Annotated in this window: 21 protein-coding genes, 1 tRNA gene and 1 other RNA gene; 11 read left to right on the top strand and 12 right to left on the bottom strand. The window is 71.6% G+C overall.

Translation table 11 applies throughout. The annotated features are described in order from the left end of the window. Positions 1–101: 101 nt before the first annotated feature. Complete coding sequence (locus D471_RS0113170; RefSeq protein ID WP_017599042.1) at positions 102–449, bottom strand: PLDc N-terminal domain-containing protein; 348 nt, start codon at positions 447–449, stop codon at positions 102–104. 341 nt (positions 450–790) lie between these two features. Here D471_RS0113170 and D471_RS0113165 point away from each other — a divergent pair, with 341 nt between their 5' ends. Next, positions 791–1,537 carry a GntR family transcriptional regulator gene (locus D471_RS0113165; protein WP_026127687.1) on the top strand — a complete coding sequence of 249 codons (747 nt, stop codon included), beginning with the start codon at positions 791–793 and terminating at the stop codon, positions 1,535–1,537. Between the two features lie 103 nt (positions 1,538–1,640). Here the strand turns inward: D471_RS0113165 and D471_RS0113160 are convergent, their stop codons facing one another. The 5 genes from D471_RS0113160 to D471_RS0113140 all read right to left on the bottom strand — a co-directional run bounded on the left by D471_RS0113160 (position 1,641) and on the right by D471_RS0113140 (position 5,728). Beyond that, the gene (locus tag D471_RS0113160; RefSeq protein ID WP_017599040.1) at positions 1,641–2,699 is read right to left on the bottom strand and encodes an aspartate-semialdehyde dehydrogenase; all 1,059 of its coding nucleotides are present in this window, start codon (positions 2,697–2,699) and stop codon (positions 1,641–1,643) included. Further along, positions 2,696–3,967 carry an aspartate kinase gene (locus D471_RS0113155; protein ID WP_026127686.1) on the bottom strand — a complete coding sequence of 424 codons (1,272 nt, stop codon included), beginning with the start codon at positions 3,965–3,967 and terminating at the stop codon, positions 2,696–2,698. The genes D471_RS0113160 and D471_RS0113155 overlap by 4 nt, the downstream gene beginning before the upstream one ends. Positions 3,968–4,148: 181 nt before the next feature. Continuing rightward, entirely contained in the window at positions 4,149–4,748 is a 600-nt protein-coding gene (recR, locus tag D471_RS0113150) for a recombination mediator RecR (RefSeq protein WP_017599038.1), read from the bottom strand. 171 nt (positions 4,749–4,919) lie between these two features. Beyond that, positions 4,920–5,261, bottom strand: a complete 342-nt coding sequence (locus D471_RS0113145; RefSeq protein ID WP_026127685.1) for a YbaB/EbfC family nucleoid-associated protein — start codon at positions 5,259–5,261, stop codon at positions 4,920–4,922. Positions 5,262–5,383: 122 nt separating this feature from the next. Then, positions 5,384–5,728 (bottom strand): MerR family transcriptional regulator, encoded by a 345-nt coding sequence (locus tag D471_RS0113140; protein WP_017599036.1) that lies wholly within the window; start codon positions 5,726–5,728, stop codon positions 5,384–5,386. Between the two features lie 72 nt (positions 5,729–5,800). Between D471_RS0113140 and D471_RS0113135 the strand changes: the two genes are divergently transcribed. Beyond that, positions 5,801–7,006, top strand: coding sequence for an alkene reductase (locus D471_RS0113135; protein ID WP_017599035.1), 1,206 nt, complete (start codon positions 5,801–5,803; stop codon positions 7,004–7,006). Positions 7,007–7,111: 105 nt separating this feature from the next. Next, entirely contained in the window at positions 7,112–8,272 is a 1,161-nt protein-coding gene (locus D471_RS0113130; RefSeq protein ID WP_017599034.1) for a methyltransferase domain-containing protein, read from the top strand. An 87-nt stretch (positions 8,273–8,359) separates the two neighbouring features. Here D471_RS0113130 and D471_RS0113125 read toward each other — a convergent pair whose 3' ends face one another. Continuing rightward, a complete protein-coding gene (locus tag D471_RS0113125) occupies positions 8,360–8,557 on the bottom strand; it encodes a DUF6243 family protein (RefSeq protein ID WP_017599033.1) in 198 nt (65 codons plus the stop codon). Positions 8,558–8,672: 115 nt separating this feature from the next. Between D471_RS0113125 and D471_RS0113120 the strand changes: the two genes are divergently transcribed. Next, on the top strand, positions 8,673–9,287 hold the full coding sequence (locus D471_RS0113120; RefSeq protein WP_017599032.1) for a TetR/AcrR family transcriptional regulator: 615 nt from the start codon (positions 8,673–8,675) through the stop codon (positions 9,285–9,287). 96 nt (positions 9,288–9,383) lie between these two features. Here D471_RS0113120 and D471_RS0113115 read toward each other — a convergent pair whose 3' ends face one another. Together D471_RS0113115 and ffs are read right to left on the bottom strand one after the other, a co-directional pair. Further along, a complete protein-coding gene (locus D471_RS0113115; protein WP_017599031.1) occupies positions 9,384–11,531 on the bottom strand; it encodes a DNA polymerase III subunit gamma and tau in 2,148 nt (715 codons plus the stop codon). Between the two features lie 105 nt (positions 11,532–11,636). Further along, positions 11,637–11,732, bottom strand: an RNA gene (ffs, locus tag D471_RS38390) — signal recognition particle sRNA small type. A gap of 100 nt (positions 11,733–11,832) precedes the next feature. Here ffs and D471_RS0113110 point away from each other — a divergent pair. Both D471_RS0113110 and D471_RS0113105 read left to right on the top strand, forming a co-directional pair. Beyond that, entirely contained in the window at positions 11,833–13,179 is a 1,347-nt protein-coding gene (locus tag D471_RS0113110) for a DUF2252 domain-containing protein (RefSeq protein ID WP_017599030.1), read from the top strand. Between the two features lie 113 nt (positions 13,180–13,292). Continuing rightward, positions 13,293–13,380 (top strand) — tRNA-Ser (locus D471_RS0113105). Between the two features lie 123 nt (positions 13,381–13,503). On the opposite strand, the gene D471_RS0113100 is transcribed toward D471_RS0113105, so the two are convergent. Then, positions 13,504–13,890, bottom strand: coding sequence for a DUF1304 domain-containing protein (locus D471_RS0113100; RefSeq protein ID WP_017599029.1), 387 nt, complete (start codon positions 13,888–13,890; stop codon positions 13,504–13,506). 179 nt (positions 13,891–14,069) lie between these two features. On the opposite strand from D471_RS0113100, the gene D471_RS0113095 reads away from it, so the two are divergent. The 4 genes from D471_RS0113095 to D471_RS0113080 all read left to right on the top strand — a co-directional run bounded on the left by D471_RS0113095 (position 14,070) and on the right by D471_RS0113080 (position 17,871). Next, positions 14,070–14,714 (top strand): maleylpyruvate isomerase family mycothiol-dependent enzyme, encoded by a 645-nt coding sequence (locus D471_RS0113095; protein ID WP_017599028.1) that lies wholly within the window; start codon positions 14,070–14,072, stop codon positions 14,712–14,714. A 96-nt stretch (positions 14,715–14,810) separates the two neighbouring features. Next, positions 14,811–15,755, top strand: a complete 945-nt coding sequence (locus D471_RS0113090; protein WP_017599027.1) for an ABC transporter substrate-binding protein — start codon at positions 14,811–14,813, stop codon at positions 15,753–15,755. A 5-nt stretch (positions 15,756–15,760) separates the two neighbouring features. Continuing rightward, a complete protein-coding gene (locus tag D471_RS0113085; RefSeq protein ID WP_017599026.1) occupies positions 15,761–16,798 on the top strand; it encodes a FecCD family ABC transporter permease in 1,038 nt (345 codons plus the stop codon). Further along, positions 16,795–17,871 (top strand): FecCD family ABC transporter permease, encoded by a 1,077-nt coding sequence (locus D471_RS0113080; protein ID WP_017599025.1) that lies wholly within the window; start codon positions 16,795–16,797, stop codon positions 17,869–17,871. The genes D471_RS0113085 and D471_RS0113080 overlap by 4 nt, the downstream gene beginning before the upstream one ends. A 47-nt stretch (positions 17,872–17,918) precedes the next feature. Here D471_RS0113080 and D471_RS0113075 read toward each other — a convergent pair whose 3' ends face one another. Together D471_RS0113075 and D471_RS0113070 are read right to left on the bottom strand one after the other, a co-directional pair. Further along, positions 17,919–19,136, bottom strand: a complete 1,218-nt coding sequence (locus D471_RS0113075; RefSeq protein ID WP_017599024.1) for a DUF418 domain-containing protein — start codon at positions 19,134–19,136, stop codon at positions 17,919–17,921. Continuing rightward, the gene (locus D471_RS0113070) at positions 19,133–20,185 is read right to left on the bottom strand and encodes an alpha/beta hydrolase family protein (RefSeq protein ID WP_026127683.1); all 1,053 of its coding nucleotides are present in this window, start codon (positions 20,183–20,185) and stop codon (positions 19,133–19,135) included. The genes D471_RS0113075 and D471_RS0113070 overlap by 4 nt, the downstream gene beginning before the upstream one ends. A gap of 110 nt (positions 20,186–20,295) precedes the next feature. Between D471_RS0113070 and D471_RS34285 the strand changes: the two genes are divergently transcribed. Next, positions 20,296–20,694, top strand: a 399-nt coding sequence (locus tag D471_RS34285; protein WP_017599022.1) for a hypothetical protein, incomplete at its 3' end; no start/stop codon positions are given.

Genomic DNA, 20,694 nt, shown 5'->3' with positions numbered 1-20,694 from the left:
CCCCCCCCGCCGGTCGGGCCCGCGCTGGCCCTCCTCCCGGCCGCGCTGGCCGGGGTGCACGGACTCGCCGCCCTCGTCGACCGGTCGCGGTGGCGGCGCGCTCAGGCGTGACCGAGCCCCTCCTGGTTGTTCACCGAGACGTTGCTGTGCTGCCCGACGCTGGGGGCGGAGTGCCGGGACCGGCTCTTGGAAATGCCGAGGAACCGGTTCAGATATCCCTTGCGGCCCACGACGAACCAGGCCACGGAGCCGAGCAGGGGCCACCAGACCTCGAGGATGATCCACAGGAGCTTGCCCCCGGCGGTCGTGTCCTTGTGCATCAGGGTGGAGATGACCGCCGCGACGAGCAGCACCAAGAGGGCCAGACCGATAATGAGGACGATCACCCCGACGATCCCGGTCGCCCAGGTGTAGGCGGTGTCCGTGGTGTCCGCGAGGTACGTGAACATGACTCTCCCAACATGCAGTGGTACCACCAATACGAAGAGTAATCACTTGTGGTGTTCACTCCCCGACATTCCATGGCATTCGGGCGTTTCCCCGACCGCGCCGCGCGCTTCCGAATCCACGGCCCACGGACACCCGGAACCGACTACTTTCGGGTAGCGCCCCCCACCTGCGCTTTCCACTGCTTTACTGGGGACATGGGCGAGCTTCGGCGAACTGGCAGGTCCACTCCCTCCACCCGGCCTGACGCGGGTCTCCACCTACCGGCCCGACCCTCGGCACCCCCGTGGGAACACAGAGCGCACCGGGCGACGGGAGGCCGCACCACCGGGATCGAGTGACCGTGGTCAGGCAGCCCCGGTACCTCTGGTTGGCCGAACAGCTCCGCGAACCGATCCTGCGCGGCGAGATGTCCCCCGGCGCCAGGTTGCCCTCCCGGACACGGCTGGCGCGCACCTACCGCGTCAGCGAACAGATCTCCCGTACCGCGCTCCGTCTCCTGGTCACCGAAGGGCTGGTCGAGGCCCGGCCCGGCTCCGGGTACTTCGTCCGCGACGTCCCCGAGATGTTCCGACTGTGCCGCACCGACGCCGACTCCGGCTCCGGTCTGGGACAGCTCAGCCGGGAGACGCTCCGCACGGAGCAGGAACGGTGCGAGGAGCCGCTGAGCGCCCGGCTCCGGCTGCGCGAGGGCGACCCGGTGTACCGCACCACCTCACGCGGCCTGTCGGCACACGTGCCGATCGCTCTACACCTGTCCTGGGAGCCCGCCGCCCTCACGGCGGGCACGCTGCGCACGCCCTTCGACGCCGACCCCGACCTGGGCCTGCTCGACCGGCTCAGCTCCGCGGGCCATCCCGTCGACCGGGTGGTCGAGGAGGTGGCCGTGCGCTCGCTGCGCGACTCCGAGGCCAGCCTCCTCGGGTGCGCGCCGGGGCTGCCCGTCCTGATCATCGAGCGCACGCACTACAGCGGCGGCCGTCCCGTGGAGACCTCCGACCTCATCGGCGCGGCGGAGCAGTGTCGACTTCTCTACAAGTTGTCCCTCGCCCGTCCGCGCCGCTCCGGCGACCCACGCGGACGGATCTGACCCCGAACGGTCGACGGCGGCAGGACGACGGCGCCCCCGAACAGACGGCGGTGGCCCGCTCCCACGCACGGGAGCGGGCCACCGCCGTCATCGGACCCGGGCGTCAGCCGGTGAACTCCTGGGCGACGACCTCGGCGATCTGCGCGGTGTTCAGCGCGGCGCCCTTGCGCAGGTTGTCCCCGCACAGGAAGAGGTCGAGCGACTTCGGGTCGTCCAGCGACTGACGGATGCGGCCGACCCAGGTCGGGTCGGTGCCCACGACGTCGGCCGGGGTCGGGAACTCACCCTTGGCCGGGTCGTCCTGGACCACGACGCCCTCGGCGGAACCGAGCAGCTCGCGGGCGGCGTCGGCGGTGACCTCCTGGGAGAAGGTCGCGTGCACGGCCAGCGAGTGGGTGGTGATCACCGGAACGCGGACGCAGGTCGCGGAGACGCGCAGGTCGGGCAGGCCCAGGATCTTGCGGGACTCGTTGCGGACCTTCAGCTCCTCCGAGGCCCAGCCGTCCTCCTTGAGCGAACCCGCCCACGGCACGACGTTGTAGGCCAGCGGCGCCGGGAACGGGCCGAGCTCGCCGACGGCGGCGCGCACGTCACCGGCCTTCTCGGCGATGCCGCGGTCCGCGCTGACCTTGGCCATCTGGTCGCGCAGGGTGTCGATGCCCTCCTGGCCCGCGCCGGACGCGGCCTGGTAGGAGGAGACCACGAGGTCGGTGACACCGAAGGCGCGGTGCAGCGCGCCGATCGCGACGATCATCGACAGCGTGGTGCAGTTGGGGTTGCTGATGATGCCGCGCGGGCGGTTGCGGACCTGGTCCGCGTTGACCTCGGGCACCACGAGCGGAACGTCGGCGTCCATACGGAAGGCGCCGGAGTTGTCGACGGCGACCGCGCCGCGGGCGGCCGCGATCGGCGCCCATTCCTTGGAGACCTCGTCGGGGACGTCGAACATGGCGACGTCCACCCCGTCGAAGACCTCGGGCGCCAGGGCCTGCACGACGACGTCCTCACCGCGCACCCGCAGCACCTTGCCCGCGCTGCGCGGGGAGGCGACCAGGCGGATCTCGCCCCAGACGTTCTCCCGCTGGGTGAGGATGTCGAGCATGACGGTGCCGACGGCGCCGGTCGCGCCGACGATGGCCAGAGTGGGAAGACGGTTGCTCATCGGCCGGTACCTCCGTAGACGACAGCCTCGACCTGGTCGGCGTCGAGCTGGAACTCACTGTGGGCGGCCTGGACGGCCGCGTCGATCTGGGACTCCTCGACGATGACCGAGATGCGGATCTCCGAGGTGGAGATCATCTCGACGTTGGTCCCGGAGCCCGCGACCGCGTCGAAGAAGCGGGCGGTGACGCCCGGGTAGGAGCGCATGCCGGCACCGATCAGCGAGACCTTGCCGATCTTGTCGTCGTAGCGCAGGGCCTCGAAGCCGACCTTCTCCTGCACCTTCTTGAGGGAGGAGACGGCGACCTTGCCCGACTCCTTCGGGACGGTGAAGGAGATGTCGGTGCGGGAGGTGGAGACCGCCGACACGTTCTGCACGATCATGTCGATGTTGATCTCGGCGTCGGCGAGCGCCTTGAAGATCGTGGCGGCCTCGCCCACCTTGTCCGGGACTCCGACGACGGTGATCTTGGCTTCGCTCCGGTCGTGGGAGACCCCGGAGATGATCGGCTGTTCCATGCCTTCGCTTTCCTCGACTTCCGAAACGACCCAGGTTCCGGGCTTCTGGCTGAACGACGAGCGGACGTGCAGGGGGATGTTGTAACGCCGCGCGTACTCCACGCACCGCAGGTGCAGGATCTTGGTCCCGCAGGCGGCCATCTCCAGCATCTCCTCGTAGGAGACCTGCGGGATGCGCCGGGCGGAGGGGACGATGCGCGGGTCGGCGGTGAAGACCCCGTCCACGTCGCTGTAGATCTCGCAGGCGTCGGCCTCCAGGGCCGCGGCCAGCGCGACCGCCGTGGTGTCGGAACCGCCGCGTCCCAGGGAGGTGATGTCCTTGGTGTCCTGGGAGACGCCCTGGAACCCGGCCACGATGCAGATCGCGCCCTCGTCCACGGCCTCCTGGATACGGCCCGGGGTCACGTCGATGATCTTCGCGTTGCCGTGCAACGACGTGGTGATGACACCGGCCTGCGAACCGGTGAAGGACCGGGCCTCGTACCCCAGGTTCTCGATGGCCATCGCCACGAGGGCCATGGACATGCGCTCACCCGCGGTGACGAGCATGTCGAGCTCGCGCGCCGGGGGCATCGGGGAGACCTGTTCGGCCAGGTCCAGCAGTTCGTCGGTCGTGTCGCCCATGGCAGACACGACGACGACGACGTCATATCCCGCCTTTTTCTGAGCGACGATCCGCTGGGCTACTCGCTTGATGGCTTCCGCGTCAGCCACGGAAGACCCACCGTACTTCTGCACGATTAGGGCCACGATCGATGCTCCTGAGGAGTTGGGATCAAGTCAACAGACAATTGGAGTGTAGCCAGCCACGCCTCTCATACCCCGTCCGACCTGCGGCGGGAGCGCGTGGCGACTTGACACACCAGCACTCGGGCTTACCCCGAGAAACGGAGGTTACTCGTGTTTCGGACAGATTACGGCCGAGTGTGAGCTAGAACTCCAGGCTGCGACGGCCCTCGAAGGCACGTCCCAGCGTCACCTCGTCGGCGTACTCCAGGTCGCCGCCGACCGGCAGGCCACTGGCCAGACGAGTCACCTTGAGACCCATCGGTTTGACCAACCGCGCCAGATAGGTCGCGGTGGCCTCCCCTTCCAGGTTGGGGTCGGTCGCCAGGATCAGTTCGGTGACCTGGCCGTCCGCCAGACGGGTCATGAGTTCCTTGACGCGCAGGTCGTCGGGGCCGACACCCTCGATGGGGCTGATCGCGCCGCCCAGCACGTGGTAGCGCCCGCGGAACTCGCGGGTGCGCTCGATGGCGACGACGTCCTTGGACTCCTCGACGACGCAGATGACCGCGGCGTCGCGGCGCGCGTCACGGCAGATACGGCACTGCTCCTCCTCGGCGACGTTGCCGCACACGGAGCAGAAGCGCACCTTCTCCTTCACCTCGACCAACGCGTTGACGAGGCGTTTGACGTCCGCGTTCTCCGCGGACAGGACGTGGAAGGCGATACGCTGCGCGCTTTTCGGACCGACGCCGGGCAGCCGCCCGAGCTCGTCGATCAGATTCTGCACCGCGCCTTCGTACATCGCCTACCCACTCGGTCGGACCGAAGCTGCGGGGCGGTCCGTCACCCCTCCCGTCCACCGTATCCGGCGCGGCGGCCTGCCGCGTACACGGCGAGGCCCCCGCGCACGGGCCGAGGCGCGGCGGCGCCCGAACCCGGGCCAAAGCGAAGCGGAGGCCCCAAGAAACACCGCCTACATCCCCGGCAGACCGGGCATCCCGCCGGGCATCCCGCCCATGCCCTGGGTGAGCGGACCCATCTTCTCCTGCTGGAGCCGCTCGACCTGGGCCTCGGCGTCGCGGATGGCCGCGAGGACCAGGTCGGCGACGGTCTGCGCCGTCTCGTCGGCGTCGGAGGGGTCCACGGCCTTGGGGTCGACGGTGATGTCCTCGACCTGGCCGCGTCCGTTCAGCTTGACCTTGACCAGGCCACCGCCGGAGGTGCCCTCGACCTCGGCCTCGTCGAGCGCCTGCTGTGCCTCGACCAGCTGCTGCTGCATCTGCTGGGCCTGCTGGAGCAGGGCCTGCATGTCCATTCCGCCAGGGTTCACGGCCGTCTCCTCGCCGCACTCGTGGTGCTGGGTGTCGCTTGTCATGTCACTCTCGCTGCGAGACTAACCGGTCGTCCCCGCCGATACCGCCGCTCCTGGCGGAGACCTCACGTGTGGTCGTCGATCACGGTGTCGAGCGTCGCGAGGGTGCGCTGGAGCCGGTCGACGGAGGCCTTGATCCGCTCACGCTCCTCGCGAAGGTTGTCGAGGAGGTCGGGGGCGGGGTCGCCGCGCTCCTGAGCGTAGATGCAGGGAAGCAGCTCGTAGATGGTGCCGCTGCTCAGGCCCGCCGCGAACAGGCACTGGATGCGTTCGACGCGTTCGAGCGCGAGCGGCCCGTACTCGCGGTGCCCGCCCGCGGTGCGCCGGGAGGCCAGCAGCCCCTGTTCCTCGTAGTAGCGCAGCGACCTGGGACTGACCCCGGAGCGCCGCGCCAGCTCGCCGATCCGCATCACGCCTCCGCAATGTGATGTGCACCACAAATAGTTGAAGCTGACATTGATGTCAAATTCTAGCCTCGTCCCATGAACACGACGACGACGGCGGACGCCGCCACCACGCGCCCGGCCACGACCGACCACCCGCTGCTCACCCCGCACGCGCTCCCCGCGCTGACCCTGCCGAACCGGGTCGTCATGGCGCCGATGACCCGGCTGCGCGCCGACCGGAACGGCGCCCCCCAGCCGCTCATGGCCACCTACTACACCCAGCGCTCCGGCGCGGGGCTCATCGTCTCCGAGGGCATCGCCCCGAGCCTGACCGGCCAGCAGTTCCTCACCCAGCCGGGCCTGTTCACCGAGGAGCAGGTCGCCGGGTGGCGGGCGGTCACCGACGCCGTGCACGCGGGACCCGGCGGCGGGCGACGGGCGGAGGCCGCGCCGAGGACGCCCACGGGGGGTCGGATCTTCGCCCAGATCATGCACGCCGGGCGCAACGGCCACCCCGCCAACCGCCCGGACGGCGGCACCCCGCTGGCCCCCTCGGCGGTCCCACGCACCGACCTGGTCCACACCCCCGACGGCAAGGTCGCACCGGTCGCGCCACGGGCGATGACGCTCGACGAGGTGCGCGCCGCCGTCACCGACCACGCCGAGGCCGCCCGCGCCGCGATCCGCGCCGGGTTCGACGGGGTGGAGATCCACGGGGCCAACAGCTACCTGCCGCACCAGTTCCTCGCCGACAACACCAACCTGCGCACCGACCGGTACGGCGGCGACGTCGCCGGGCGTATCCGGTTCGCCGTCGAGGTGGGCGAGGCGGTGGCCGACGCGGTCGGCGCCGACCGCGTCGGGCTGAGGATCTCCCCCGGGAACCCGGAGTTCGAGATGGTCGAGCACGACCCGGCCCCCGTCTACCGGGAGCTCCTGGCCGCGATCGACCCGCTGGGCCTGGCCTACCTGCACGTCACCGACAACCCCGACTACCCGGCCCTGGACGATCTCCGCCCCCGCTGGAGCTCCACTCTGGTGGGCAACACCGGTGAACACGAGGAGACCACCCCCGAGAGCGCGAAGCGCCTGGTCCGCGAGGGCCGCGCCGACCTGGTGTCCGTGGGCCGCCCCTACATCTCCAACCCCGACGCGGTCGAGCGGATCGCCGCCGGGGTGCCGTGGGCGCCCATCCGGGAGAGGGAGTTCCACTACACGTCCGGTCCCCGGGGGTACGTCGACTACCCCCCGCACGACGAGGAGCGGGCCCGTGAGCAGGGCACATTCGGAATCGAAGAGTAGCCTTGGCGTCACTGTCGGTTGAACGAGTGCCCTGCGGGGCACAAACGTCCCGTTGGTGTCCCGACGGCACCACCGGCATCACCGACAGTCACGGGGGACGACGTGTTGACCGCCAGGGAGCGCCACGCGGCTCTGATCGAGGCGATGATCGCGGACGGCACACTGACCGATCCCGCGCTCATCGACACCTTCCGCGCCGTCCCCCGGCACCGTTACATCCCGGAGTCCGGTGCCCTGACCCAGCACGGAACCCCGCTCAACGCCGTCAACAACCCCGAGCTGTGGCTCGCCGCCGTCTACACCGACGACGCGATCGGCACGCGGGTCGAGGGGGTCGGCCTGCCGAGGCAGCGGGGCGAGACCGCCTCGGAACCGCGTTCGACGCCGCCGAGGGTGGCCACCTCCTCCAGCTCCGCGCCGACGGTCCTGGCGCGGATGCTGGAGTTGGCCGAGCTCGCCAACGGTCAGCACGTGCTGGAGATCGGGACCGGGACCGGCTGGAACACCGCGCTGCTCGCCCACCGCCTGGGCGACTCCGCGGTCACCAGCGTGGAGATCGACGCGCGTGTGGCGGCGACCGCGCGTGGGACGCTGCACGCCGAGGGCTACTCCCCGTCCGTCGAGCACGCCGACGGATACGGGGGATGGCCGTCCGGCGCCCCCTACGACCGGATCACGTCCACCTGCGGGGTCCGCCGGGTGCCCCCCGCCTGGACGCGGCAGACCCGGGCGGGCGGACTGATCGTCTGCCCCTGGGGACTGTTGGAGGGCGCCGGGGTGATCGTCCGCCTGGAGCGCGCGGAGGACGGGTCCGTGACCGGGACCTTCCACGGAGGGGTGGGGTTCGTGTCCTTGCGCACACCGGGCCCCTCCGCGCCCCCCGTGCGGGACTCGGGGCAGCAGCCGGACGAGTACCGGCTCACCCAGACCGATCCCCTGGCTCCGCTCACGGCGTTCACCTCGGCGTTCGCACTGTCCGTCCTGGTGCCCGACTGGCGGGTCCGGCGGAGGTGGATCGGCACGGGATCGGGTGTCTGGGTGTGCGACCACTCGGGGGAGTCGTGGGTGCGCGTCTACCCCTACGGCACGTCGTGGATGATCGAGCAGGGCGGTCCGCGGAGCATCTGGGACGAGTTCGAGGACGCGCTGGCGCAGTGGGAGCGGCTGGACCGGCCGGAACCGGAGCGTTTCGGGCTGTCGGTGGACGCCGAGGACGGCCACCGGGTGTGGCTGGACTCCCCTGACGGGCCCGGATGGACCGTGTGACCGACCGGGTCGCCGACGACTCCGGGACCGCGCGTTCCCGGAGACCGTCCTGGCGATTCCTGCGGCCCCGCGGCGACGACCCCATGGTCAGCCCCGGTGCCCGTCCTCCTCCGACCGAGCCCTCTCGTTCTTCTCCCGAAGCTTGCGCAGGAGTTCGTCCCTGTTCTGGCGGGCGTCGGCACTGGGTCCGCTCGGACCACCCTTGCCTCCGCCCTTGAGCGCCCCACGCGAGACCGTGTTGCGCTGGCCGCCCAGCCCGAGAAGGTTGTCGCTGTTCCTGGCCATGGGTGCCTCCTCTCCCTCACGGCGGAACGCGGGGTCCCGCCTCCGTGGTCGGTCCACAGGAGCGTAACCAAAACAAGACGAGACGTCTCGTTCTTTTTCCCGTTACCGTGAAAGCATGGACGCACCCACGAACGGACCCCGGGAGAGGCGGGCACCGAACCCCCAGCGCCGCAGCGAACGCGCGCACCGCGCCATCCTCGACGCCACCACCGAACTCGTCGGCGAGGTCGGATACGCGAAGCTGACCATGGAGGCGATCGCCGCCAGGGCGAAGGTCGGCAAACAGACCATCTACCGTTGGTGGCCCTCCAAGGCAGCCGTGGTCCTGGACGTCTTCGAGCGGCGTACCGGAACCCCCGGCGACCCGCTTCCGGACACGGGTGACCTGGCCGCGGACCTGCGTACGGTCCTGTACGCCACGGTCGACGAGTTCACCGACCCCGAGACCGACCGCGTCGCCCGCGCGTTCACCGCGGAGATCCAACACGACCCCGACCTCGCCGCGACCGTCACCGAACGGCTCACACGGCCCAACAACGAGGCGTTCCGGGAACGGCTGCGCGCGGCACGAGACGCCGGACAGCTTGACCCGGACATCGGCCTGGACCTCGCGTTGGAACTGCTCACCGGGCCGATCACGCAGCGGTGGCTGACGCGCACCGCGCCGCTCACCCACGCCTACGTGGACGAACTCCTGGCCGCGGCGCTGCGCGCCCTCGGCCCGCGTTGACGGAGGGCACCCGCGACCGGACGCGAAGGGTCCGTCGCGGACCGCCCGCCGAGGGCGCCCCGATCCACCGCGCGGCGGTCTCCGTGCGGTGGAGCGCTACTTGGCGGGAGCCTCGTGCTCGATCTCGTCGATGACACGACCCCCGAGCTCGGACTCGATGAGTGCGGCGCCACCCGCGGACGGAGCCGCCGACGGCCCACCGCCCGGCTCCGAGCCGCCGGCGGTGGGTTGTTCGGCCCGCGACCGGGCGGGCGCCGGCTCCGGACGCCGCTCGGGTGCCGGGGAGGCGGCCATGGGCTCGGGCGGAGGCGCGGCCGACGCGTCCTCGAACGGGTCCGGCGGCGGCTCCTGGAGGCCGGTGACGATCTTGTCCGGCGGCGGACCGGCGGGAGCGGCCGCTTCGTGCGCGGGAGCGGGCACCGGGGACACGGAGTCCTCCACCGGGGCGGGCTCGGGGCGGGCGGACTGTGGCGCGGGCGGGTCCCATCCGGTCGGCTCGACCGGACGGGGAGCGGGCTCCGGGCGCCGGGAGGACGAAGCCCCCGGCCCCGACCCCGCCGCCGCCACGCGCACCTCGGTGCCGAGGACCTGCTGGATCGCGGCGGCGACCACCTGGTCGCTGCCGCTGTTGGCGAACCCCTTGGCCTCGTTCGGACGGTTGAAGGCCAGCAGGACGGTGTTGCCCTCCGTCCCGACCGGGCGGACGTCACTGCCGGTCAGGACCATCCACGTGAACCTGCGGCGGCCCTTGACCGCCTCCAGGATCTGCCCCCAGGCGCCTTGGACGCGCCCCAGGTCGAGTGCTCCGCCGGAGCTTTGCGGAGCGGAGGCGGGTCGCGGCGCGGGATCGGGCGCGGACCGGCGCGGCGGTTCGGACCACCCGTCGGACCCCCCGGTCGCACGGGGGGCGGGTTCGGGCGCGCTCGGCCGGGCCGGGCTCACCGACGCCGGGGAGTCACGGGGGGTCGGATCGGGTTGGGGCGCGGGGCGCGCGGGCACCGGTTCCGGAGCGGCCTGCGGCATCGCCGGAGCCGCCTGGGCCGCCGGAGCGGCCTGCGTCGCGGCGGGCGCCACGGCCCCCGAGGCGATCCGGCGCTCCATCTGCTCCAGGCGGGCCGCCAGGGCCGAACCGTCAGCCCCGTCGGTCCCCGGCAGCAGGACCCGCGAGCACATGAGCTCCAGCAGCAGGCGCGGGGCGGTGGCGCCGCGCATGTCGGTCAGCCCCTGGTTGAGGATCTCGGCGGCCCGGGTGAGCTCGGCCGGACCCAGACGGGCGGCCTGTTCCCGCATCCGCTCGGCCGCCTCGGGATCGGCGTTGACCAGACCCTTGTCCAAGGCGTCCGGGACGGCCGCCAGGATGACCAGGTCGCGGAAGCGCTCCAGCAGGTCCGTCGTGAAGCGGCGGGGGTCGTGTCCGCCCTCGACCACGCGGTCGATGAGCGAGAAGACGGCCGACCCGTCGCGGGCTCCGAGCGCGTCGACCATGTCGCCGAGCAGGCTGGAGTCCGTGTACCCGAGCAGGGACACGGCGCCCTCGCGGGTGATGCCCTCCTCGCCCGAACCGGCGATGAGCTGGTCGAGCACGGAGAGGCCGTCCCGGGCGGAACCGGCGCCGGCCCGCACGACCAACGGCAGCGCGGCCGGGTCGTAGACGATGCCCTCCTCCTTGAGCAGGTCCTCGAACAGGTCCTTGAGGGTGCTCGGCGGGATGAGGCGGAAGGGGTAGTGGTGGGTGCGCGACCGGATCGTCCCGATGACCTTCTCGGGCTCGGTCGTGGCGAACACGAACTTCAGGTGCGGCGGGGGCTCCTCGACGAGTTTGAGCAGCGCGTTGAAGCCCTCGCGGGTCACCATGTGCGCCTCGTCGATGATGTAGATCTTGTAGCGCGAGCTGACCGGGGCGAAGAAGGCGCGTTCACGCAGGTCGCGGGCGTCGTCGACACCACCGTGGGAGGCGGCGTCGATCTCGATGACGTCGATGCTGCCGCCACCGTCGGGAGCGAGGGCCACGCAGGAGTCGCACGTGCCGCACGGATCGGGGGTGGGGCCCTCGGCGCAGTTCAGGGAACGGGCCAGGATGCGGGCGCTGGTCGTCTTCCCGCAGCCGCGCGGGCCGCTGAAGAGGTAGGCGTGGTTGATCCGGCCGCTGCGCAGCGCCTGGCGCAGCGGATCGGTCACGTGCTCCTGTCCGCGCACCTCACCGAACGTCGCCGGACGGTACTTGCGGTACAGCGCGATGCTCACGGTGTGATCACTCCCCTGGTCCCTGCCACGGGTCCATTCAACCCGCACACGGCGACAACTCGGACGGGATCGTGGAAACCGGGGGGTTCGTCCGGACCCGGGAAAGACAAGGACCCCCCGCGCACCCGCCAGAGCCTACTTATCCTTGCTGCCTTCCGGCCCTGGGGAGGTTCATAGGATGACGCCGCACGAGGGGTCTGCCTCGAGTGTATCCGAACCCCCGAGTGCCCCGGCAACCCGTCGGCACGAGGGCACGGAAACGGCCGCGGAAGGGAACCCCCCGGACTTTCCGGACGTCTTCATGGACATGTTCGACCCCACAGCCCCCACCGACCACTCCCCGGAGCGCCGCGACCTCATCGTCGACACTCTGGAGACCGCCTTCTCCGAGCTGATGGCCGCGGCCCCGGCCGCCTTCCGCGTCAAGTTCCGCAAGATGGCGGCCAACCCGTTCGCCTTCTACCGGGGCAGCGCCGCCCTCTTCTACGCCGACGTCGCCGCCATGGCCGACCCGTGGGCGGACGACCGCACCTCGCGGGTGTGGATCCAGGGCGACCTGCACGCCGAGAACTTCGGGACCTACATGGACTCGACCGGGCGGCTGGTCTTCGACGTCAACGACTTCGACGAGGCCTACCTCGGCCACTTCACCTGGGACGTTCTGCGCCTCGTGGCCAGCATCGGCCTGCTGGGCTGGCAGAAGGCCCTGTCCGACGACGACATCGGCGCCCTGGTGGGGCGCTACGTCCGCGCCTACACCGACCAGGTCCGCGAGTTCGCGACCCAGGGCGGCGACTCCGCCTTCTCCCTCAAGCTGGGCAACACCGACGGCACGGTGCACGACGTGCTCCAGGAGGCACGGCTCAACAGCCGCGCGGCGATGCTGACGTCCAGGACCGAGCGCCACGGATACGAGCGCAGGTTCCGCGAGGGGCCCCGCGTGCGCCGCCTGGACGACGAGGAGCGGGAGAAGGCCCTCGCCGCGTACGACGCCTACCTGGCCACCATCCCCGAGGACCTGCGGTTCACGTCCCTGAACTACCGGGTCAAGGACGTCGTGGGCAGCGGCGGCTTCGGTATCGGCTCCGCGGGCCTGCCCGCCTACTCGCTGCTCATCGAGGGGCAGTCGGAGGCATGGGACAACGACATCATCCTGTCCATGAAGCAGGGCAACGTGGCCGCGCCGTCGCGCGTGGTGACCGACCGGCGCATCATGGCGGCCTTCGAGCACCACGGACACCGGACCGCCGTGTCCCAGCGAGCCCTCCAGGCGCACGCCGACCCGCTCCTGGGCCACACCGAGCTCGACGGCGCGGGCTTCGTGGTGAGTGAGATCTCGCCCTACACCAACGACCTCGACTGGGGCGGACTCACCGAGCCCTCGGAGATCGCCCCCGTGCTGGACTATCTGGGCCGTGCGACCGCGAAGACGCACTGCGTGTCCGACGCCCACGCGGACACCACCCTGGTGAGCGGTGAGACCGAGGAGGCCGTCATGGCGGTGCTCGACGGCCACGAGGAGGAGTTCGCGGCGTGGTGCACGGACTTCGCGCACGCCTACGCCGCCCAGGCTCGGGCCGACCACTCGCTGTTCGTCGACGCCTTCCGCAACAACGCCATCAGCGGTGTGCGGTCCAGCCAGGCCTGACGCGGGGCTCCGCTCCGGCGCGACTCCAGGCCCTCCGGAAGGCCTCTCCCCTACCGGACGACCACGGAGAAACCCGTTCGGAGCACACCCCGACAGCATGTAGAGTTGTTCGCGGAGGATTCGCCTAGTGGCCTAGGGCGCACGATTGGAAATCGTGTTGGGAGCAATCCCTCAGGGGTTCAAATCCCCTATCCTCCGCCAGAAAGAGGCTCTGGTCCACGGTGACGTGGGCCAGGGCCTCTTCTCGTTCCGCCCTCGGCAGCCCCTGGCGACGTGGCTGTGACCCGGCACCGCACGAAGCCGGTCAGCACGCCTCGGCGGTCCTCACACGAGGGTCCCGACCGTCAGCAGCACCACGCCGGCCAGAGGCGGGACGAGTTGGATGAGGGCGGGCCGCAGCTTGTCCCGCGAGGAGGCCGCGAGCACGGTTCCGGCCAGCACCATCGACCCCGCCCCCGCGTAGACCAGCGCGGTCCCGGCCCCGGTGACGCCGGCGAGGACCAGCGCGGTCCCCACGAACACCGCGACCGCGAGGAACAGGTTGTAGAAACCCTGGTTGAACGCGAGTTCGCGCGTCGCCCGGGCCCCCTCCTCCGTCGTCCCGAACACCGCGCGCCCGCGCCGGGAGGTCCACAGGAACGACTCCAGGACGAAGATGTACACGTGGATGAGGGCGCCCAGGACGGCGAACACCAGGCCGGCGATGATCATGAGGGGGATCCTACGCTCTCGGCTCGTGGCCGCCGCGAAGCGGCTCACCGCTCCCGTTGGGAGCGCTCCGCGCCCTTCTCCCGCCCTGCTCGATCGCTCCGCCGTTCTTGACGCCCCCCGGCGACTCTGACTGCCTGGAGAGGCTGACGCGCTTTCGTCACCGCGGTGAGAGGAGCACGATGGAACACGAGGACTACTGGCGGTTCATCGAGGCCGAGCGGCGCGGCATCGCCGACCTGCTCGACGGGCTGAGCGAGGAGCGGTTGGACGGTCCGTCGCTGTGCGCGGACTGGCGGATTCGCGACGTGGCCGCCCACCTCGCCTGCGTGACCGAACCGTCCACCCCGCTCCACGAGGCGGGGTCCGCGGTGAGCGACGGGGAGAGCTTCCACGAACTCAACCGCACCTCCGCGGTCGACTTCGCCGACGAACTGGGCTCCGGCCTGGCCGACTTCATACGCGAACGGGCCGGGTCACGGCTCCTCCCCGCGCTGACCGACCACCGCAACACGCTGTTCGACGTCCTCGTGCACGGCCAGGACATCGCGGTCCCCCTCGGCATCCCCCGGACGATGCCCGTCGAGGCCGCCCGGGCCGCCGCCGACCAGGTCTGGGCCATCGGTTTCCCGTTCTCGGCGCGCGAGCGGATGCGGGGACTGCGGCTCACCGCGGAGGACACGGACTGGACGGTGGGAGAGGGAACCGAGGTGCGCGGCCCCATGCAGGCCCTGCTCATGACCCTCACCGGACGTACCGTCTGCCTCGACCGGTTGACGGGGCCCGGCGCGCCGGAGGTCGCGGACCGGCGCCCCGTACACGGGTGACCGGGCACCGATATGTCAGAGTTTGTTAGGTTAGGCATAGCTAAGTGAGTTTCGCTTGCGCTGCCCCGCCTTCCCCTGACGAACGGAAGACCCCTGATGAGCCTGCCCAGAACCAGCCACACCTCCCTCCGACCACTCGCGTGGGTGTCCCTTCCGGTCGCCGCCACCCTGGCGCTCACCGGCTGCGGCGGCGGTGGACAGGACGGGACCGGGGAGGCGGAAGCATCCGAGACCCGCGCGGTCGCACACGCCCGGGGCGAGTCCGAGGTCCCGGTGGACCCGCGGCGTGTGGTGGTTCTCGAACCAGTGCAGCTGGACACCTCGGTCGCTCTGGGCGTGATCCCGGTCGGCACCACGGTGCTCAACGAGGCCACCGGTGTGCCTGGGTACCTGGGCGAGGAGGCCGTCGGCATCGAGTCGGTCGGCACCGTTCCCGAGCCCAACCTGGAGCGGATCGCCGCCCTGGAGCCAGACCTCATCCTCGGCACCGAGACACGGCACTCGGCGCTCTACGACCAGCTGGCCTCGATCGCGCCGACCGTGTTCATGGCGTCGCAGGCCGATCCGTGGGCGGAGAACGTGCAGCTGGTCGCCCGTGCCCTCGGTGACGAAGAGGGTGCCACCACGCTTCTCGACGACTACGAGGAGCGCTGCGCCGAGGTCGCCGAGACCCACGGGACCGAGGACAGCACCGCCCAGCTCATCCGCCCCCGCGACGAGGTCCTCACCCTCTACGGCCCCACGTCCTTCGCGGGCAGCACCCTGGAGTGCGCCGGTTTCACCACGCCCGAGCACGACTGGGAGGACATCTCGCTCGACATCTCCCCCGAGCGGGTCCTCGACGCGCAGGCCGACCTGGTGCTCGTCACCGCCACCGACGTGGACGCACCCGACGCCGTCCCCGACGCGATCCGCGACAACGGGGACGCGTTCCCCGAACTGCACGTGGTGGACCGGTCGTTCTGGATCACCGGTGTCGGCCCGCTCGGCGGTATGACGGTGCTCGACGACATCGACCGCATCCTCTCCGCCGCCGAGTAGGCGTGGTGACCACACCCACACGCGAGGTCGGGAGCGACGCGGGGCGGCCCCCCGCGCGCTCCCGGTCCGTACGACTGGTCGGCGCGGCGGCCCTCCTCGCCGCCGCCCTCCTCCCGTCAGTCCTGGTCGGCGCGAACCTCCTGCCCGTGCCGTCCGTCCTGGACACCCTGCTCGGCGGGGGCACCGCCGAGTCCCGCTTCGTGGTGTGGGACCAGCGTGTCCCCCGTACGGTGGCGGGCCTCGCCGTCGGCGCCGCGCTGGGGGTCGCGGGCGCCCTCATCCAGGCGTTCACACGCAACCCGCTCGCCGACCCCGGCATCCTCGGCGTCAACGCGGGCGCGGCGTTCTTCGTGGCCGTCGGCATCACGTTCCTCGGGATCACCACCCCGTTCGGGTACGTCTGGCTCGCCTGCGCGGGCGCGCTCGTCCTGACCGTGGTCGTCTACGGGATCGGTTCCACGGGACGCGACGCGGGCCCCGCCCGGCTGACGGTGACCGGTGTCGCGATCGGCGCGGTCCTGTCCGGCCTCACCACCGGCTTGACGCTCACCCACCCCGACGCCTTCGACCGGATGCGCGGCTGGAGCGCGGGCAGCCTGCTCGAACGCGGCTTCGACGTCCTGCTCCCCGTCCTCCCCCTCCTCCTCGTCGGTCTGGTGCTGGCCGCCGCCGTGGCCCCCAGCCTCGACTCCATCGCCCTCGGCGCGGACGTGGCCCGCGCACACGGGGTCGACGTGCGCCGCGTCCGGATCGCCGTGCTCGCCTCCGTGACACTGCTGGCCGGGGGCGCCACCGCCATCGCCGGGCCGATCGTGTTCGTGGGGCTGATGGTGCCCCACGTCGTCCGCTGGATGGTCGGGGCGAACCAGCGCCGCATCCTCCTGGGCTCGCTGACCGTCGCCCCGGCGCTCGTTGTGCTCTCCGACGTGCTCGGACGGATCCTCGTCCTTCCGAGTGAGATGCCGGTCGGGGTGGTCACCGCCTTCGTCGGCGCCCCGGTCCTGATCGCGCTCGTGCGCCGCCCGAAAGTGAGCGGCCTGTGAACGCTCTGACCCGACCCCACGGAGTCCGCTCCCCGGAACCACCCGACGCCGAAGGACGCCGCGCCGAGGCGACCCACCGGCCCGATACCGCCGTCCGGCGCCGATCCGCCACGGTGACGCTCGTCGCTGCGATCGTGACCCTCGTGTTCGGCGTCCTCGCCCTCACCCTCGGGGATTATCCGCTGACGGTGCCCGAGGCGCTTGGGGTGTTCACGGGCGAGACAGAGGGGTTCGCACGCACCGTGGTCCTCGAGTGGCGGCTACCGCGCGCCGCCGTCGCCGTCCTGTTCGGCGCGGCGCTCGCCGTGGCCGGAGGGGTGTTCCAGACGCTGACGCGCAACCCCCTGGCCAGCCCCGACATCATCGGGCTGGCCAACGGGTCGTTCACCGGCATGCTCGTCGCGCTCCTGCTCCTCGGCGGGAGCTGGCCCCTGTTGACGGCGGGTTCGCTGGTCGGCGGCCTGGCCGCGGCGGTCGCGATCTACCTGCTCGCCTACCGCGACGGGCTCCAGGGGTTCAGGTTCATCGTGGTGGGCATCGGCATCTCCGCCATGCTCGCCTCGGTCAACACCTGGATGCTGCTGCGCGTGGAGCTGGAGACGGCCCTCTTCGCGTCCGCGTGGGGCGCCGGAACGCTCAACGGGGTCACCGCCACGACGGCGGTCCCCGCGGGGATCTGCGTGGTCGCCCTGCTGATGCTCGTTCCGCTCCTCGTCCCGTCCCTGCGCCAGATGGACCTGGGTGACGACGTGGCGCGGGCGACCGGGGTCCGGGTCGACCGCGCGCGCCTGGCGTCGATCACCGTCGCCGTCGGCCTCGTGAGCGTCGCCACCGCGGTGGCCGGACCGATCGCCTTCGTGGCCCTGGCCGCCCCGCAGATCTCCCGGAGGCTCGCCCGGTCGCCCGGCGTCCCGCTCGGCGTGACGGCCGCGGTCGGTGGAGCACTCCTCCTGGGCTCCGACCTGATCGCCCAACACGTCATCCCGCTCACCGTGCCGGTCGGGGTCGTCACCGTCGCCCTCGGCGGCGGCTACCTCGTCTGGCTCCTCCTCCACGAGGGCCGCAGGCGGTGACGCCTCCGGCCCTCGGGAGCGGTGCCCGGTCCACCGCCTCGGGCGGGTCACTCCGGGGCGGCGGCGCGGCGGCGGAACGGCTGCCACGCCAGGGTGGTCCACACCCGTAGGAGCCATTCGACGGGCCCGTAGGGGTGTCGGCGCAGCCACCAGCGGCTGATCACGGCCTGGGCGGTGAACAGGGCGAGGGCGATCGCGACGGCCCCCAGCGGGGATACGCGGCCGACCAGTGCGGCCCCGTAGCCGGTGAACAGCAGGGCGCAGACGAGGGACTGGCCCAGGTAGTGGGTGAGCGCCATGCGCCCGGGCGGCGCCAGCGCGGCGGTCAGCCGCGGGCCGAACCGCCCCGACGACAACCGCAGCAGGGTCGCGGCGTAGGCGGCGGCCAGCAGCGGAGCGGTGACCACGTCGATCCCCAACGCGAGGACCTGGTAGGCGCCGCCCGGGTGGGCGAAGGACGCGTGGGCGTACACGAGCCCGCCGAGCAGGCCCACCGTGAAGCCGACCCACTGGAGGCGGGCGAGCGCCCGCCCGTACGCGAGGGGTTCGGCCAGGGCGCCGAGCCGCCCCGCGGCGAGGCCGAGGAGGAACGCGGCCAGCGCGGAGGGCGCCTGGAAGAAGGCGAGCAGGAACAGCACGCCGGGGAGCTGTCGCAGGTGGGCGGAGACGACCGACGCGGGGTCGCCGCGCAGTGCCTCGGTGGCCGCCTCCGCCGCCGTGGCCGCGCCCGGCTCCACCCCGGCTCCGCCCGCCGTGTGGAGGGCGAGCGCGAGCAGGGTGTACGCGGCTCCGACGACGACCAGGATCACGACGGCGACGGACACGGCCCTGCGGGGCCGGAGGCGGCGGACGGCGAGGAGGACGAGGCCGAGCACCGCGTAGGTGGTGAGGATGTCGCCGGGGAAGAGCAGCACCGCGTGCGCGGTCCCGAGGACGAACAGACCGCTCAGCCGCCGCAGGAACCGGGGCACGAAGCCGGCCCCGCGCCGCTCGGCGGAGGCCAGTTGCAGCGTGAAGCTGTAGCCGAACAGGAAGGAGAACAGCAGGAAGAACTTGGCCTCGAAGAACACCGCCACGAACGCGCGGACCGCGTGGTCCAGCGGGTCGCGGAAGGCGGGATCCTCGACACCGCTGCCGTGGTGGGCGGAGGCCAGGTAGCCGATGTTGACGATGAGGATGCCCAGCAGCGCGAATCCGCGCAGGGCGTCGACCTGGAGGAGCCGGCCGGACGCGCGGCCCGGGCGAACGCTGTCCGTGGCGGTCACGCGGCTCCCTCCCCATCGGACACCCGCTCGAGGAACCGTTGCTGGTCGTCGAGGAAGCCGGGAGCGAACAGCTGGCGCGGGGCCAGGAGCGCGGTCAGCGTGAGGGGGACCGGATCTCCCTCGAGGTCGTTCCTGACCAGCGAGTGGGTGGCGTCCGGGTAGTACCGGACGGTCAGGCTGTCCGGCGGCAGCAGCCTCCGGTAGGTGGTCTCCGTGTCCGTGACGTCGACGTTCAGGTCGTGCCCGGCGAGGACCAGCAGGGTGGGCGTGCCGCCCATGGAGCGCAGGTCGGCGCTCGCGTTGGAACGGAAGTTCCTGCCCACGAACCGCCACCGCTCGGCGGTCATGGCCTGGGGGCCGCCGACCGCGTCCCGGTACCGCTCGAAGTCGGCTCCCTCCCGGAGCAGGCGCAGGGTCGTCTCCCGACGGCGCAGCGCCTCCCGGGTCTCCCCCGGCGTCGCTTCGCTCTCCCGCAGTTCCGCCATCAGGTTGTAGCGCCCCTGCCGCAGCCAGTCCACGGCCGGGGAGACGGCGATGACGAACCGGAGGGCGCCGTCCCGCGCCGCGACCTTGGGCAGCACCCATCCGGCCTGGCTGGCCCCCCACAGGCCGACCCGGTGGCCGTCGATGTCCGGGCGCGCACGCCCCCAGGACACGGCGGCGAGGGTCTCCTCCGCACGGTCGTCCATGCTCTGGTCCAGCCAGTCGCCCTCGGAGTCGCCGACCCCGGGCTTGCTCAGCGAGAGCGACGCGTACCCAGCACGCGCGAACGCCTCCCAGAGCGGTCGGTAGAAGGTGTCGTGCGTAGCGTCGACGGGCCCGTCCCCATGGACGAAGACGACGAGCCCGAACGGTCCCTCACCCGATTCCGGCAGGGCGAGCACACCGTCGAGATCCCGGCCCTCATGCCGCACCGTGACGCGCTCCTCCCGCAGAGCGTAGGTGTTCTGCCACGTCACGGCAGTGCCCGCGCCCACTCCCAGCAGCAGCACGAGGGCCGTCGCCCACACCAGTAAACGCCGCCGGGGCGACGCGTTCCGTTGCCGCATGCCACACCTCCAAGAAGTATCAAACTAAAAACGAACGTTTCCATCATGATAGTATTTGGATTGATAGTGCAAGCTCGGTCAGCACATCGCACCGAAGCGAAGGGACGGCGATGGACACGGCGGAACGGAAGGGCGAACCGGCCTCCCCCGGCGGCACACGGGTGCGCCACGGGGTTCCCGACGGGGGTGAGGACAGGGTGGCCGCGCTGTACTGGGAGGCGTTCGGGCGCAAGCTCGGAGCCGCTCTGAACCCGCCCGACAAGGCCCGGTCCTTCCTCGCGGACCACCTGAACCACGACCGGGGGATCGTGGCCGTCATCGACGGCGAGGTGGTGGGGGTGGTCGGATACCAACTCGGCGGCCGAGGACTGATCGGCGGCGGCGCGGGCGACGTGCTGTCCGCCTACGGACCGTTGCGCGGCCTGCCGCGCCTGGCCCTCCTCGCGCTGATGGAACGGCGCCCCGAGCCCGGCGAACTGGTGATGGACGGCATCGCCGTCGACCCCCGG

This window comes from Nocardiopsis lucentensis DSM 44048 (assembly GCF_000341125.1).
Lineage (GTDB): Bacteria > Actinomycetota > Actinomycetes > Streptosporangiales > Streptosporangiaceae > Nocardiopsis > Nocardiopsis lucentensis.
This window is presented reverse-complemented; position numbering and strand designations above follow the sequence as displayed.